Origin of the sequence: Pseudonocardia hierapolitana (assembly GCF_007994075.1) — a bacterium.
GTDB classification, from domain to species: domain Bacteria; phylum Actinomycetota; class Actinomycetes; order Mycobacteriales; family Pseudonocardiaceae; genus Pseudonocardia; species Pseudonocardia hierapolitana.
Map to the genome: position 1 here is coordinate 7,432,693 of NZ_VIWU01000001.1, position 14,753 is coordinate 7,447,445.

13 protein-coding genes are annotated in these 14,753 nt (G+C 73.4%); 5 read left to right on the forward strand and 8 right to left on the reverse strand.

The features are described 5' to 3' along the window. The first annotated feature begins 26 nt into the window (after window positions 1-26). From FHX44_RS35085 to FHX44_RS35100, 4 genes are read left to right on the forward strand one after another with little or no spacing between them, the layout of a single operon-like run. A complete protein-coding gene (locus tag FHX44_RS35085) occupies window positions 27-401 on the forward strand; it encodes a hypothetical protein (RefSeq protein ID WP_147259700.1) in 375 nt (124 codons plus the stop codon). Further along, the gene (locus FHX44_RS35090) at window positions 398-2,062 is read left to right on the forward strand and encodes a sodium/solute symporter (protein WP_246170755.1); all 1,665 of its coding nucleotides are present in this window, start codon (window positions 398-400) and stop codon (window positions 2,060-2,062) included. The genes FHX44_RS35085 and FHX44_RS35090 overlap by 4 nt, the downstream gene beginning before the upstream one ends. 29 nt (window positions 2,063-2,091) lie before the next feature. After that, on the forward strand, window positions 2,092-3,090 hold the full coding sequence (locus tag FHX44_RS35095; protein ID WP_147261711.1) for an RNA polymerase subunit sigma-70: 999 nt from the start codon (window positions 2,092-2,094) through the stop codon (window positions 3,088-3,090). 10 nt (window positions 3,091-3,100) lie between these two features. Then, the gene (locus tag FHX44_RS35100) at window positions 3,101-3,397 is read left to right on the forward strand and encodes a hypothetical protein (protein ID WP_147259701.1); all 297 of its coding nucleotides are present in this window, start codon (window positions 3,101-3,103) and stop codon (window positions 3,395-3,397) included. Between the two features lie 28 nt (window positions 3,398-3,425). On the opposite strand, the gene FHX44_RS42940 is transcribed toward FHX44_RS35100, so the two are convergent. The 5 genes from FHX44_RS42940 to FHX44_RS43570 form a co-directional block, all read right to left on the reverse strand. Continuing rightward, window positions 3,426-5,726 carry a hypothetical protein gene (locus tag FHX44_RS42940; RefSeq protein WP_212612791.1) on the reverse strand — a complete coding sequence of 767 codons (2,301 nt, stop codon included), beginning with the start codon at window positions 5,724-5,726 and terminating at the stop codon, window positions 3,426-3,428. A 160-nt stretch (window positions 5,727-5,886) separates the two neighbouring features. Further along, window positions 5,887-7,329, reverse strand: a complete 1,443-nt coding sequence (locus tag FHX44_RS35110) for a GH1 family beta-glucosidase (RefSeq protein WP_246170756.1) — start codon at window positions 7,327-7,329, stop codon at window positions 5,887-5,889. After that, window positions 7,326-8,276: a pseudouridine synthase gene (locus tag FHX44_RS35115; RefSeq protein ID WP_147259703.1), complete on the reverse strand. Its 951-nt coding sequence runs from the start codon at window positions 8,274-8,276 to the stop codon at window positions 7,326-7,328. Before FHX44_RS35115 ends, FHX44_RS35110 begins: the two co-directional genes overlap by 4 nt. Before the next feature lie 25 nt (window positions 8,277-8,301). Beyond that, window positions 8,302-9,267, reverse strand: coding sequence for a helix-turn-helix domain-containing protein (locus FHX44_RS35120; protein WP_246170757.1), 966 nt, complete (start codon window positions 9,265-9,267; stop codon window positions 8,302-8,304). A 76-nt stretch (window positions 9,268-9,343) separates the two neighbouring features. Next, window positions 9,344-9,568 carry a DUF397 domain-containing protein gene (locus tag FHX44_RS43570; RefSeq protein WP_342793316.1) on the reverse strand — a complete coding sequence of 75 codons (225 nt, stop codon included), beginning with the start codon at window positions 9,566-9,568 and terminating at the stop codon, window positions 9,344-9,346. A 110-nt stretch (window positions 9,569-9,678) separates the two neighbouring features. Here FHX44_RS43570 and FHX44_RS35130 point away from each other — a divergent pair, with 110 nt between their 5' ends. Then, complete coding sequence (locus FHX44_RS35130; RefSeq protein WP_170308688.1) at window positions 9,679-10,056, forward strand: hypothetical protein; 378 nt, start codon at window positions 9,679-9,681, stop codon at window positions 10,054-10,056. Window positions 10,057-10,303: 247 nt separating this feature from the next. On the opposite strand, the gene FHX44_RS35135 is transcribed toward FHX44_RS35130, so the two are convergent. The 3 genes from FHX44_RS35135 to FHX44_RS35145 are packed head-to-tail and all read right to left on the reverse strand — an operon-like array spanning window position 10,304 to window position 14,737. Beyond that, on the reverse strand, window positions 10,304-11,878 hold the full coding sequence (locus tag FHX44_RS35135) for an AMP-binding protein (RefSeq protein WP_147259706.1): 1,575 nt from the start codon (window positions 11,876-11,878) through the stop codon (window positions 10,304-10,306). A 43-nt stretch (window positions 11,879-11,921) separates the two neighbouring features. Next, window positions 11,922-13,538, reverse strand: coding sequence for an alpha-amylase family glycosyl hydrolase (locus tag FHX44_RS35140; RefSeq protein WP_170309162.1), 1,617 nt, complete (start codon window positions 13,536-13,538; stop codon window positions 11,922-11,924). Beyond that, window positions 13,535-14,737, reverse strand: a complete 1,203-nt coding sequence (locus FHX44_RS35145; protein WP_246170758.1) for an MFS transporter — start codon at window positions 14,735-14,737, stop codon at window positions 13,535-13,537. Before FHX44_RS35145 ends, FHX44_RS35140 begins: the two co-directional genes overlap by 4 nt. Window positions 14,738-14,753 lie beyond the last annotated feature (16 nt).

The following is a 14,753-nucleotide window of genomic DNA, read 5'->3' on the forward strand; positions in this document are numbered from 1 at the left end:
GCAGCGCCGATGAAACAGCAGCGCCGATGAAACAGCAGCGCCGCGTCGCGGTGACGAGCCCGCAGACCCGGGTGGCGCTGGCCGGGCGGCGCAGCGGCGCGCCCGCTTCGCCGCCGCACCTCGCCCCGGCCGACGCCGAGCGCGCCCGCCGCATCCACGACCGGCAGCTGCGCTACGCCCTCGCGGTGCTCGGGCTGCTCGGGGCGCTCCTGCTGGGGCTGCCGCTGGTGCTCGCGAGCATCCCCGCCCTCGACACGGTGCGGCTGGCCGGGATCCCGGTGTCCTGGCTGGCGGTCGCGGTGCTGCCGTTCCCGCTGATGGCGTTGCTCGCGGGGTGGCAGCTGCGGAAGGCCGAGCGGGTGGAGCGCTCCTGGCCGGTCCGGCGGCGGGTGGTCCGGTGATCCTCGCGATCGTCCCGGTGCTGCTGGTCACGTTGCTGATCGGCGCCCGCGGGGTCGCGGCCATGCGCACCACGTCGGACTTCCTGGTGGCGTCGCGCCGGATCTCCCCGACGGTCAACGCGGCCGCCGTGTCCGGCGAGTACCTGTCGGCCGCGTCGTTCCTCGGGATCGCCGGACTCGTCGTCAAGGACGGCGTCGGCTCGCTCTGGTACGCCGTCGGCTTCGCGGCGGGCTACGTCGCGATGCTCGCGCTCGTCGCCGCTCCGATGCGCCGCACCGGCGCGCTCACCGTGCCCGACTTCGCCGAGGCCCGGCTCGGGTCGCCCGCCCTGCGCAAGCTGTCGGCGGTGGTCGTGCTGGTGATCGGCTGCCTCTACCTGGTGCCGCAGTTCACCGCGGCCGGGCAGGTGCTGGGCGTGGTGAGCGGCAGCCCGTACTGGGTGGGCGTGGTGATCGCCGGTGCCGCCGTGAGCGTGACGCTCGCGCTCGGCGGCATGCGGGCGGCCACGTACGTGCAGGCGTTCCAGTTCGTGCTGAAGCTCGTCCTGTTCATCGTGCCGGCGATCTGGCTGGTGCTGCAGGTCTCCCCGGACACCCGCCGCGACGCGCTGACCCCGGTGGAGTTCAGCCGGTTCGAGTCGGCCACGCCGGTGCAGTTCCGGCTCGACACCACCCTCACGATCACCGAGCCGACACCGGTGCGGGTGGCCGGGGGCGCGCCCGAGGAGCTGGCGCCGGGCGAGTACCACGCGGAGGCGGGGCAGACGTGGGAGTTCGCCGCAGGCGCCGCGGTGCCGCACGTCGGCGCCGGGCCGCCGGGCGGCCCGGACTGGGCCCGCCCGCTGCTCGACCCGGGCGGCCACCCGCTGCTCGCCACCTGGTCGGTGCTGGTGGCCACGGTGCTCGGCACGATGGGACTGCCGCACATCCTCATCCGGTTCCACACCAGCCCGGACGGTCGCGGCGCCCGCCGCACGGCCGCGATCACCGTGGCCCTGCTGGGTGTGTTCTACCTGTTCCCGGCGGTCTACGGGCTGCTCGGCGCGGTGCTGCTGCCGGAGCTGTACCTCTCCGGGGGCACGGACACGGTGGTCGTCGCGCTCCCGGCCCGGGTGGACGGCGGCTTCGCGGGCACGCTGTTCACCGCGCTGCTGACCGCCGGCGCGTTCGCGGCCTTCCTGGCGACGTCGCTCGGCCTGCTGCTCGCGGTGTCCGGCGCCCTGTCCCACGACCTGGTGCCGAGCACGCTGCGCCGGCTGCGGTTCACCCCGATCGTGGCGGCGCTCGCCGTCGTCCTGCTCGCCCTCCCCGCGGCCCGGCTCGACGTCGGGGTGCTCGTGACCTCGGCGTTCGCTGTGGCCGCGTCCACGTTCTGCCCGCTGCTCGTGCTCGGCATCTGGTGGCCGCGGCTCACGGCCCGCGGCGCGATCGTCGGGATGTCGACCGGGCTTCTCGCGTCGGCGGGTGTGATCGGGATCGACCTGTTCCTCGGTGTGCCGCCGGGGCTCGCCGGGATCCTCCTCGGCCAGCCCGCGCTGTGGTCCGTACCGCTCGCGTTCGCGACGATGGTGCTGGTCTCGCTGCGGGGCCGCCCACCGGCGTGGGCGTCGGCGGCGATGCTGCGGCTGCACCTGGACGAGACGGAGACCGGCCGCCGATGAGTTTCGGCGCCCGCGCCGGTCTCATCGTCATGACCGCGGTGACTGATCCCAGAACCTCCGACGCGCTGGCTGCGGCCCTGGCGGGCGACCAGACGGCATTCTCGACGCTCGTCGAGCCGCACCGCCGGGAGCTGCAGGTGCACTGCTACCGGATGCTGGGCTCGTTCACCGACGCCGAGGACCTGGTGCAGGAGACCCTGTTGCGGGCGTGGCGCCGCCGCGAGACCTTCGCGGGCCGGTCGACGTTCCGCGCGTGGCTCTACCGCATCGCCACCAACGCCTGCCTCGACCACATGGAGCGCCACCGCCGCCGCCCCGGAGAGAACGGCGAGGTCACCTGGCTGCAGCCGTTCCCGGACCGGATGCTCGAGCAGGCCGCGCCGCCGGACGCCGAACCGGACGCGACCGTCGTGGCGCGGGAGACGATCGAGCTGGCGTTCCTCGTCGCCGTGCAGCACCTGCCGCCGCGCCAGCGCGCGGTACTGATGCTGCGCGACGTGCTCGGCTGGTCGGCCGCGGAGAGCGCCGCGGTGCTCGAGACGAGCGTCGCCTCGGTGAACAGCGCGCTGCAACGAGCGAGGGCCACGATGCGCCAGCACCTGCCGAGGCAGCGCTCGGAGTGGTCGGTCGCCGGGCCCACCGACGAGGAGCGCTCCGTCCTGCAGCGCTTCATGGACGCCTGCGAGCGCGCCGACACGAGCGCGCTCGCGTCGCTGCTGCGCGAGGACGCGGTCTTCTCGATGCCGCCTCAGCCCGAAGTCACGCGTGGCCGGGACGCGATCATCGAGCTGTGGGCCCCCGCGCTGACCGGCCCGACAGGGCTCGGCGAGCTCCTCCTGGTGCCGGTGTGGCTGAACCGCCAACCCGCCGCCGCGAACTACGCGCGCCGGCCAGGCGACGCGGAGTTCCGCGCCCTGGCCGTGGACGTGCTGCGGGTCGAGGGCGGGTCGATCAGCGACGTCCTGTCGTTCGAGCACACGGAGACCTTCCCCGTCTTCGACCTGCTCGGCCTCCCGGCGACCCGGTAGGGAGCGGGACGTGGACGCCGAGCCGATCACGTTCCTCGGCCGGCCGCTCGGCCCGTCGTTCCGGACCCACACGGTGACCATCCGTCCCGGTGACACCCGGCCCTACGACGCGCGGGAGTGGCAGGGTGCCCTGGTCGTCGTCGAGTGCGGAGCGGTGGTGGTGGAGGGCCACGCGGGCGGACGCAGGAGCTTCGGGACGGGGGACGTCCTCTGGCTCACCGGGATGGGGGTGCGGGCCCTGCACAACGAGGGGCAGGAGAGCGCGGTGCTCGTCGCGGTCTCGCGCCGCGGGTCGGGCGGCCCGTGACGAACGGCCGGGGCGCGAGTGCGGCCGTTCAGTCGCCGGTGAGCGCCCCGGCCACGGACTCCACGGCGTCGGTGACGCCGGACAGCGCGGAGTCGTCGCCGGAGTCCTCGTCGCCCTCGCTGGAGTCGCTGTCGCTGGAGTCGCTGTCGCTGGAGTCGCTGTCGCTGGAGTCGCTGTCGCTGGAGTCGCTGTCGCTGGAGTCGCTGTCGCTGGAGTCGCTGTCGCTGGAGTCGCTGTCGCTGGAGTCGCTGTCGCTGGAGTCGCTGTCGCTGGAGTCGCTGTCGCTCGAGTCGTTGGAGTCGCGGTCGTTGGAGTCGCGGTCGTTGGAGTCGCGGTCGTTGGAGTCGCGGTCGCTGGAGTCGCGGTCCGATCCGCTGTCGGATGAGTCGCTGTCGGACGAGTCGCCTGATTCGTCGGCCTCGTCGTTTCTGGCCTCGTCGCTTCTGGCCTCGTCGCTGCTCGAGTCGTCGCTGCTCGAGTCGTCGCCGTTGCTGTCGGAGTTGTCGGCGTCCGACGAGCTGCTGCCGCTCGAGCCCTCATCGGTGTCGGTGCTGTCACCGGCGTCCTCGGCGTCCTCGGCCGAATCGGCTGCGGTGTCCTCGGCTGCTTCCTCCGCGGAGTCGTCCGTGGCGGGCTCTTCGGGGGCCGGTCCTTCGGCGGCGGGCCCGCCACCATCGTCGGCCGGGCCGGGCTCGGCGGGGGCGGCGTCGTCCGCTGCTTCTCCTCCTGCGGGAGCGGGAGCGGGAGCGGGGGCGAGGGCGGCGTCGTCGGCCGGGGCTGCGTCGGCCGGGGCTCCGTCGGAGGGGGCATCGTCGCCTTCGGCAGGTGACGCCGCCTCGTCCTCGGCTGCGTCCTCGCCTGCCGGTGCGGTGTCGGCCTCGCCGGCGGTGTCGGGCTCCTCGGCCGGGTCGGGCTCCTCCGCGGTGTCGGGCTCCTCCGCGGTGTCGGGCTCGCCGGCGGAGCCGGGTTCCTCGTCGGTGTCGGACTCGGCAGCGCTGTCGGGTTCGGAAGCGTCGTCGGGTTCGGAAGCGCTGTCGGGTTCGGAAGCGCTGTCGGGCTCGTCCGAGCCGGTGCCGGACTCGTCGTCGGACTGGGTGCTCGGCTGCCCCTCGGAGCCGGATCCCGCATCGGGATCCCCGTCGTCATCGGAGTCCGCAGGGGGTTCGGCCGGTGCCTGCGGTTCGGGGTTCTGCGAGCCCGGGCCCGGGTCGGTGGAGGGCTGGGACTGACCGCCGGGTTCGCTGCCCGACCCATTGCCGGTGGTCGGGGCCGGGTTCTGGCCGCTCCCTGGCGGATTCTGCGGCTCGCCGGTCTGCGGTCCGCCGGTCTGGGGCTGGCCAGGCTGGGGCTCGCCGGTCTGGGGCTCGCCGGTCTGGGGCCCGCCGGTCTGGGGCTCAGCGGTCTGCGGTGTCGTACCCGGGCCGGACGGGGCACCGGCGTCCACACCGGGCTCGGTCGCGGCCGACGGTCCCTGACCGCCCGGGGCCTCGGGCGCGTTGCCCTCGTTCAGCCCGGGGAACGGCGGCGAAGCGAGAATGCTCTCCTCAGCCGGGCCCTCCGTGCGTCCGCCCGATGTGTCGGGCTCGTCCGCGTCGGTGGGACGGCCCGTGTCGATCGCCCCCGTGCCGATTTCATCGGAGAGCTGCGACTGCACGCGGGCGAGGTCCTCCAGGCCCTCGTCGGGCCGGACGGCGGGCAGGCTCGCGGCGGCGGCGTCGATCTGGCGGGCGGCCTCGTCGGGCCGGCCCGCGCGCAGCGCCGCACGCGCCTGCTCGAGGTGGTCGTTCACCACGATCGCGGCCTCGACCGATCGCGCCCGCTCGGCGTAGAACACCTCCGAGACGGGCCACAGGACGCTGCCCGGTTCGGCGTCGGAAGCGCCGACCGCGACCCCCGAGGTCGCGAGGGCGATGAGGGCGGCCGCGACCCCTAGCCGCCGGGCGTACGGAGTGAGGGCCCGGTGGCGACCGGAGCGCAGCGGGGTGACGGTGGCGGGTGCACCGGTCGGCTCGTCGGAATCCCCGGGAGCCGAAACGCTGGTCGTGGTGTCGGCGATAACGCCTGTAGTGGACGCGGAACCGGACTCGATGGCCTCGGGACGGACCTCGGCCACCCAGGCCGCGAGCATCGCGATGAGCTCGTCCTCGGTGCCGCGGGCCGACGCGGGCACGTCGCGCGGGGCGACGAGTCCCGCGGCGATCCGCTCGACGAACTCGTCGTCCGCGCGCAGGGCCGCGACGTCGAGGGGATGCTCGGTGTCCTGAGGCTGAGACCCGCGGTTCGCAGGACCACCCCCGTCGGGGAGATCGTTCTCGTCTCCGAGCCGCACCCCGACCTCCGTTTCTCGTAGGTGGTGCCGGCCGGGCAACCGGCGACAAGACTACCCCGGTCGCAGTAGCGTCCCGGGGTGTGTCTCGTGAGTAGTCGCTCTCGAGCCGCCCGATGTTTCGCGTCCGCGATGTTTCGACCCACTTTCGGGCCCGCAGGCGTCACTCGGGCAGGGCGTTGCGGCGGATCACCTCGGCGAAGAAGTGGGCGCTGTCCTTCGGGGTGCGGACCTGAGTGGCGTAGTCGACGTGGACGATCCCGAATCGCTTGGCGTAACCCCACGCCCACTCGAAGTTGTCCAGGAGGGACCACACGTAGTACCCGGTGACGGGCGCACCGGCCTCGATCGCCGCGTGCAGGGCCGTGAGGTGTCCGCGCAGGTACTCGACGCGGTCTGTGTCGGCGATCCGTCCGTCGGGGCCGACGACGTCCGGGTATGCGGCGCCGTTCTCGGTGACCAGGAGCTCCAGGCCCGGGGCCTCCCGCGCCACCCGCAGCAGCAGCTCGGTGAGCCCGCGCGGGTCGATGCTCCACCCCATGTCGGTCTTCGGCCCGTGTTGGATCGGGAACTCGACGTCGTCGCAGGCGATCCACGGGCTGGCGGCGCCGTCGCCGTGACCGTCGGCGTTCTCCTTGGGGTGCTCCCGCGTCCAGTGCCGCGCGATGGTGGGGGAGTAGTAGTTGATGCCCAGCGCGTCGATCCGGGCCGAGATGACGTCGAGGTCGCCGTCCCGCACGAACGACCAGTCGGTCACGCCCGCCGTGTCGGCCTGCACGTCCGCGGGGTAACGCCCGTGGAGCACCGGGTCGAGGAACACCCGGTTCTGCAGCCCGTCGACCCTGCGTGCCGCGTCGGCGTCGAGGTCCGATGCCGGGTTCTCCGGACGGACCCACGCGAGGTTCAGCGTGATCGCCACCCGGCTCGTCGGTGCGGCCCGGCGGATGGCGGCCGTCGCGAGGCCGTGTGCCAGGTTGAGGTGGTGGACGGCCGAGAGCGCGGCCGCGTCGTCGGTGCGGCCCGGGGCGTGCACGCCGCTCGCGTAGCCGAGGTAGGCGCTGCACCACGGCTCGTTCAGCGTGATGAAGAGCGGCACCCGGTCTCCCAGCGCCGCGGCCACCACCTCCGCGTACTCGGCGAACCGCTCCGCGGTGCGCCGCGCCGTCCAGCCGCCTGCGTCCTCGAGCGACTGCGGGAGGTCCCAGTGGTACAGCGTGATCGACGGGCTGATCCCGTGCGCGAGCAGCTCGTCGACCAGGTCGGAGTAGAAGGCGATGCCCTCGGCGTTGACGGGGCCGAGCTCGTCGGGCGTGACCTGGGGGCTGATCCGGGGCCACGAGACGGAGAACCGGTACGAGGTGAGCCCCAGCCGTGCCATCAGCGCGACGTCGTCGCGGAACCGGTGGTAGTGGTCGACGGCGACGTCCCCGGTGTCACCGCGTGCGACGCGGCCCGGCGTGTGGGAGAAGGTGTCCCAGATCGACGGCGTGCGCCCACCCTCCGCGACGGCCCCCTCGATCTGGTAGGCGGCGGTGGCGGAACCCCACAGGAAACCCTGGGGGAACCGGATCGCGCCGGTCGCGGTGCTGGGTTGGGTGGCGGTCACGGCCGTCCTTCCCTCGTCGGTGATGCCCACTTGTCGAAGGAGGTCCATGCTTGCAGGTCGAGCCGGGTGGTGAACCGGCGCGTCGCCCCGGTGAAGGGGTCGCGGAACTCCAGTGCGGCCGCGAGCAGCTGCAGGGGGCGGCGGAAATCGTTGAGCGGCTTCTCGGTGAGCTCGGGGTAGAAGTCGTCGCCGAGGATCGGGACGCCGAGTCCGTTCATGTGCACCCGCAGCTGGTGGGTGCGCCCCGTCTCGGGCACGAGCCGGTAACGGGCGAGGCCGTTGCGGTGGGCCAGCAGCTCGACGTGCGTGACCGCGTTGACCGGGCCGGGCTCCTCGTACGCGCGGATCACCCCGCGTTCCTTGACGATCCGGCTCTCCACCGTGCGGGGCAGGGTGAGGGCCGGGTCGTGGGGCGCGACGGCCTCGTAGGTCTTGCGGACCCGCCGGTCGCGGAACAGCGTCTGGTAGGCACCGCGCCGTTCCCGGCGGACGACGAACATGAGCAGGCCGGCGGTGGGCCGGTCCAGCCGGTGGGCGGGCGAGAGCGTCGGCAGGTCCAGGTCCCGGCGCAGCCGCACGAGCGCGGTCTCGAGGATGTGGCGTCCGCGCGGGATCGTGGCGAGGAAGTGCGGCTTGTCGACGACGAGCAGGTCGTCGTCGCGGTGCACGATGCCGATCTCGAACGGCACGGACGCCTCGTCGGGGAGGTCCCGGTGGAACCACAGGAACTCCTCCGGCACGAACGGCGCGTCCGGCGCGATCGGCCCGCTCCGGTCGACGATGCGCTGCTCCCGGAGCATGGCGTCGATCCGCGCCGGGTCGACGCGCGGTAGCCGCTCGACCAGGTGGTCGCGCATCGTGGCCCATGACGTTTCCGCCGGCGTCCGCAGCCGCACCGGGTCGAGCCCGTGCCGCTGCGGAAGCGGCGACTTCAACTTGCGCCTCAGCGAGAGCTCCGCTCAGATCGCGGTGTCAAATTTCCGCACGGATCCGGGTGAGGATCTCCTCGGTGCGCTCCGGCTGCTCCACCTGTGCGCACAGCCGGTCCATCACCGCGGCGTAGTGCTCCACGTCGGAGCGCTTGTCCAGGTAGAGGGCGCTCGTGAGCTGCTCCAGGTAGACGATGTCGGGCAGGTCCGGCTCGGCGAAGCGCAGGATCGCGAACGGCCCGCCCGCCGCGGCGTGGCCGCCGTAGGAGAACGGCGCCACCTGCAGCGAGATGTTGGGCAGCTCGTTCATCTCGATCAGGTGCGTGAGCTGGTCCCGGCTCTGCTGGGGGCCCATCAGGGAGCGCCGCAGGGCGGCCTCGTCGACCACCGCCCACAGCGTGGGCGCGTTGGGGCCCGTGAGCAGCGCCTGACGCTGCATCCTCAGCTCGACGCGGCGCTCGACCTCCACCGGGTCGGTGTGGCCGAGCATCGTGACGGCACGCGCGTAGTCGCGCGTCTGCAGCAGCCCGGGGACGAACTGGAGCTCGTAGTTGCGGATGACCGACGCGGCCTGCTCGAGCCCGAGGTAGGTCTCGAACCAGCTCGGCAGCAGGTCGGAGTAGCGATGCCACCAGCCCGGCGTGTTGGCCTGCCGGGCGAGGTCGAGGAACTGCTGCCGCTCGGCGGGGTCACGCACGCCGTAGCAGGTGAGCAGGTCCGCGACGTCGCGTTCCTTGAACCCGACGCGTCCCAGCTCGAGTCGGCTGATCTTCGCGGGCGAGGCTCGGATCGCCTCGCCCGCGCGGTCGCGGGTGACCCCCGCGGCCTCACGCTTGCGTCGCAGCGCCCCACCGAGCCCGATGCGCAGCACGGTGGGGCCTGTCGGCGCTCCCTTCGGAGCGCGACCGCCGGCACGGTCGAGAGCGGACTGGTCGAACGACCCGGCCTCCGCGTCGTCGGGCACGACGATCATCAGGTTCCCCCGGGAGTGTGTCTTGGTCGCGTTCACGTGCATGCGCACTGTAGTGAGCACACTCACTCTGCCGTGCATCGGCACGTACGGCAAGCGTGCGCAAAATGCTCGTTCAGCAGGCCAGGTCGTCGAGTTCCCCGCTCCTCGCGGCGCGGACGAAGGCGGCTACGGCGGCCCGGGAGCCGACGAGCACCGGGCCAGCCGGGAAGCGTGAGTTGCGGAGCGCGACGTCCCCACCGGCGAGTTCTGCCAGTTCGACGCAGTTTCCGCTGGGGTTGCTCGCCGTGCTCTTGCGCCACTGCACGGTCTCGTAGTTCTCTGTGAAAGCGAGTTGCACGTGCAGATGCTCATGCACTGGCACTTGCGGATGCAAGTTAGGCAGGCCACGATCAGGTGCGACAAGCGCCACCCACCCGGGTGCGCGCCGGCAGCGAACGGGGGAGCGGCATGAGTTACTCCTGGGGGGCGAGCCACGGTTCGGGGCGCGTGGGCGGAGTCGCATTCGATCGGGCGCGGGCCGCCGTCCAGGGCGCAGGCGTGCCGTCCCGGACGGTCGAGGTCGCGGCGCCGCTCCAGGGCGCGCGCCCCGCCGACGTCGACGACGGGATGCCCGAGCAGCAGCGGGTCGCCGACGAGCTGGCGCCGATGGTGGAGGTGTGGCAGCGGCTGCTCGCACAGCACGTGCCCGACCGCGCCGGCCGCTGCCGGACATGCACGAAGGGCGGCACGGGCCTGCCCACCACCCCCTGGCCGTGCGTGATCCACGGGATCGCCGACATGGCCCGCCGCACCCACGACGCCCAGCGCGGTCGCGCGGCCTCGTAGGGGCCGCGCAGGCGCAGCTGTGCCCGCCCGCGCCCGGACCCCGCCCCGGCGGCCACCACGAGTGCCGGGTGCCGGGCGCCTCCGGGCGGGCGACCTGCCCCAGAGCCTGCGGCCGCGGATCGTCAGTGCAGCCGGTCCGCGGTCGCCGACCAACCCCATCCGGGAAGGTGTGCTCGCGGGGTGTCGGGTGCTTCCGGGGGCAAGCCCTCAGACCCCCAGCCGGGGGCGGGCCCCCGGTTCCCGCGGGTCATGTGCGCTCGGCGGCCTTCTCCCGCAGCACGAAACGCTGCAGCTTCCCCGTGCTCGTGCGGGGGAGCTCGGTGACGAACTCGACCAGCCGCGGGTACTTGTAGGGCGCGATCGTCTGCTTCACGTGGTCCTGCAGTGCCGCCGCGTCGGGTGCGGCGCCCTCCCGCAGCACGACGAACGCGGTGACGAGTGCGCCCCGCTCCTCGTCGGGCGTGGCCACCACCGCGCAGTCCACGACGTCCGGATGCCCGATCAGCGCCTGCTCCACCTCGGGACCGGAGATGTTGTAGCCCGACGAGACGATCATGTCGTCGCTGCGGGCGAGGTAGGTGAAGTAGCCGTCGGCGTCGCGCACGTACGTGTCGCCCGTGAAGTTCCAGCCGTGCCGCACGTACGTGGTCTGCCGGTCGCCGTCCAGGTAGCGGCATCCGGTGGGGCCCTTCACGGCGAGGTTGCCCGGCGTGCCGTCGGGCACCGGCCTGCCGTCGTCGTCGAGCACGGCGGCCTGGTAGCCGGGTACGGCCCGGCCGGTGGTGCCGGGGCGGATGTCGTCGTCGGCCGCGGAGATGAACACGTGCAGCATCTCGGTGGACCCGATGCCGTCGATGATCCGCAGGCCGGTGGCGTCGTGCATCGCGTGCCACACGCTCGCGGGCAGCGTCTCGCCCGCCGAGACCAGCCGGCGCACGCCGGCCAGCCGGTCGGCCTTGTCGGCCGCGAGGATCGCCCGGTACGCCGTGGGCGCCGTGAAGAGCACGGTGACGCCCTCCTCGGCCACGGTGTCGGCGAGCTGCGGCGGCGTCACGCGGTCCAGCAGCACCGTGCTCGCCCCGGCGCGGAGCGGGAAGACCACCAGCCCGCCGAGCCCGAACGTGAACGCGATCGGCGGTGTGCCGGTCACCACGTCGGCGGGCCGGATCTGCACCACGTGCCGGGAGAACGTGTCCGCGATCGCGAGGACGTCGCGGTGGAAGTGCATCGTGGCCTTCGGGCGGCCGGTGGTGCCCGAGGTGAACGCCAGGAGCGCCACGTCGTCGGCGGCGGTGTCCACCGGCGCGAAGCCGCCGTCGTGGGTGGCAATCATGCCGGTGAGCTCGCTGTCGCCCCCGTAGGCGACGGTGCGCAGGTCCGGCGGCACGTCGTGGAGGAAGTCGTGGTGGACGAGGGCGAGCGACGGCCGGGCGAGCTCGGAGATCGTGTCCAGCTCGGTGCGGCGCAGCATCGGCATGGTGGCCACGGCCACTCCGCCCGCGAGCAGCACCCCGAGCCAGCAGGCCACCTGCCACGGCTCGTTCGGCCCGCGCAGGAGCACCCGGTTGCCCGGCACGAGGCCGAGGTCCTCGGTGAGCACGGCGGCCACCTGGGCGGCGTGGTGGCGCAGCTCGGCGTAGGTCCACGAGATGCCGGACCCCCGCACGCACGGGCGCTCGCCGGGCGGGCCGGCGAGCAGCTCGCGGGCGGCGTTGAGCTGATCCGGGTAGCGCAGCTCCGGCAGCTCGAACGTGAGCTCGGGCCACTGGTCGCGGGGCGGCAGATGATCGCGGCAGAACGGGTCCGTGTGGGCGCTGGCCATGGCGAACCTCCCGCGACGAAGTATCGCGCTTTGCTGACGAGAGTCAAGACTTCGCTATGGGCGGAGCCGGTCCGGGATCGAGGACGACGCCGCTGAAGGCGCCCAGTGCGATGGTGGGACACGGCCGTCCACGTCCGGCGGCGTCGCTGGTCGAGGCCAGCAACAGGGGAGTGGCCGACGAGCCGTCTCCGAGCAGCGGTGCGACGTCGAGACGGCGGGTCGTCGCGGCGAAGTTGAGGATCACGAGCGAGCGTTCCCGGCCTTCCGCGCGGAGGTACGCGAGCACGTCCTGCGGGGCGTCGAGGAACGCCTGGCTCCCGGCGTGCAGGGACGGCCGCTCCCGGCGCAGGGTGAGCAGCGTGCGGTAGAGGGCGAGCATCGAGTTCGGGTCCCGGAGTTCCGATGCGACGTTGAGCCGTTCGGCGGCGGCACCGACGGGCAGCCACGGTTCCCCGGTGGTGAATCCGGCGCCCGGACCGGCCGTGGACGGTGGCGCCCAGGGCATCGGCGTGCGCTGCGGGTCGCGGCCGTTGCCGTCCCCGCCGATGCCGGGCGGGAGTTCGGTGTCGGGCAGGCCGAGCTCCTCGCCCTGGTAGAGGAAGGGCGTGCCGCGCAGGGAGAGCAGCAGCACGGCGGCCAGGCGCGCCCTGGCCGCACACGTCTCCTCGTCGTCGCCGGGCGTCGACCACCGGCTCACGACCCGCGGCTCGTCGTGGTTGTTGAAGAACCATGCGGGCCAGGTGTCCGGGCCGGCGAGGTCGGCGAACTCCTCAACCGTTCGCCTGATCCCCGCGGCCTCGAACCGCGACCGGGCGAACACGAAGTTGTGGGCCAGATGCAGCTCGTCGGGGGCGAGGTAGGGCAGGATCCGGCGCTGGTCGAACTCCCAGACCTCCCCGACCGCGGCGACACCGGGGTAGGAGTCGACGAGGGTGCGCACCTCGCGCAGGTACTCGTGCAGCGTCGGCCAGTCCTGCTGACGCAGCCGTTCGCCGTCGACGTTGTCCCGGCAGGCGGGGTCCTTGCCGAGCCGGTTGATCGAGTCGAGCCGCACACCGTCCACTCCACGGTCCAGCCAGAAGTGCAGGACGTCGAGCTGCGCGGCCCGGACCGCGGGGTTGGACCAGTCGAGGTCGGGTTCCTGGGGCAGGTGGGAGTGCAGGTACCACTGCGCCGTACCCGGATGCCAGGTCCAGGCGGAGGTGCCGGCGGGGAAACCGGCGGCCCAGTTGTTCGGTGGGCCGCCGTGCGGGCGGCCGGGGGTCGGCCCGTCGCGCCAGACGTAGAAGTCGCGCATCGGGGCGGTGCGGGAGGACGCCGCGTCCCGGAACCACGGGTGCTGGTCACTCGTGTGCGGGAGCACGATGTCCACCAGGATCCGCAGGCCGTGCGCATGGGCCGCGGCGATGAGGGCGTCGGCGTCGCCGTCCGTGCCGAAGATCGGGTCGACGGCCGTGTGATCGCTGATGTCGTAGCCGAAGTCGACCATCGGCGAACGGAAGAACGGCGAGACCCACAGCGCGTCGACGCCGAGCGCGCGCAGGTGGGGGAGGCGCTGGACGATGCCGGGCAGGTCGCCGATCCCGTCGCCATCGGTGTCGGCGAAGCTACGCGGATAGACCTGGTAGACGACGGCGTCCTGCCACCACGGCCGGCTCACCGCGCGCCACCGCACCCCGACGCCCGGACCGGACCGAACGCGGCGGACCGGCGGACGACGGCGGTGGCGGCGAGTCCGCACGCCGCCGCCGCGGCCACCGCGACGGGTAGGGCGCCGTGGCCGATGAAGAGGCCGCCGATCAGCGCGCCGAGTCCGATGCCGACCTGGTAGGCGACGATGTAGACGGCGGACGCGAGATCCGGTCGGTCCGGGGCGACGCGTAGCACCGCGGCCTGCAGTACGACCGACAGTCCGCCTGCCGGCACGGCCCACAGCACGACGGCGACCCCCGCGACGGCTGCGGAGCTCGGCCCGGCGACGAGAAGCACGAGCATGCAGGCGGTCAGGCCGACGGTGACGACCAGCGCGGTGGCCTGCGGGCGGCGGTCGACCTGCCGGCCGATCAGGACGAGGCCGACCAGGCCTGCCGTCCCGTGCGCGAGCAGGAGGCCCGACGTGGCGGGGCCGGTGAGGTGGACGTACTCGGCGATGATCACGGTGATGTAGGTGAACGCCGTGCAGTGGCCCAAGACCGTGATCAGCGTGGCGACGTTGACGGGGGCGAGGGTCCCGTCGGTCACGACGCGCCGCACGGCCGCTGGTCCCCGCTGCGGCGTCGAGCCCTCCGCGGGCTGCGGGTCGATCGTGGCGCGGATCAGCAGTGCCGACAGCGCCGCGGCGCCCGCCACGGTGAGGACGGCCGGCCGCCAGCCGATCGTCGCGCCGAGCCAGGAGGTCAGGGGGAGGCCGAAGAGGAAGGCGAGCGAGTTCCCCGCGAAGACCACGGCGGTGGCTCGGCCGGCCTGCTGCGGCCCGAGCAGCCGGGCGGCCATCGGTGCGACGACCGACCAGAACACCCCGTGGCCGACGGCGGAGACCACCCGGGCGGCGACGGCGACGCCGTAGGTCGGCGCGACGGCGAGCAGCAGGTTGGACGCGGTGATCGTCGCGACCGTGGCCACCGCGGCCGTCCGCCGGTCCCAGTGGGCCGTCACGGCGACCAGCGGCACCACCGAGACCGCGACGACGAACGCGTACCCGGTGACCAGCAGGCCGACGGCGGGCTCGGACACGTCGAATCCGGACGCCAGGTCCGGCAGCAGCGCGACGGGCAGGTTCTCCGAGGTCACAGAGACGAAGCAGGCGGCGCTGAGCGCCCCCAGCGCCACGCCCCTCCGGGACGGTGTGGAAACACGCACTGTGTAACGATACACA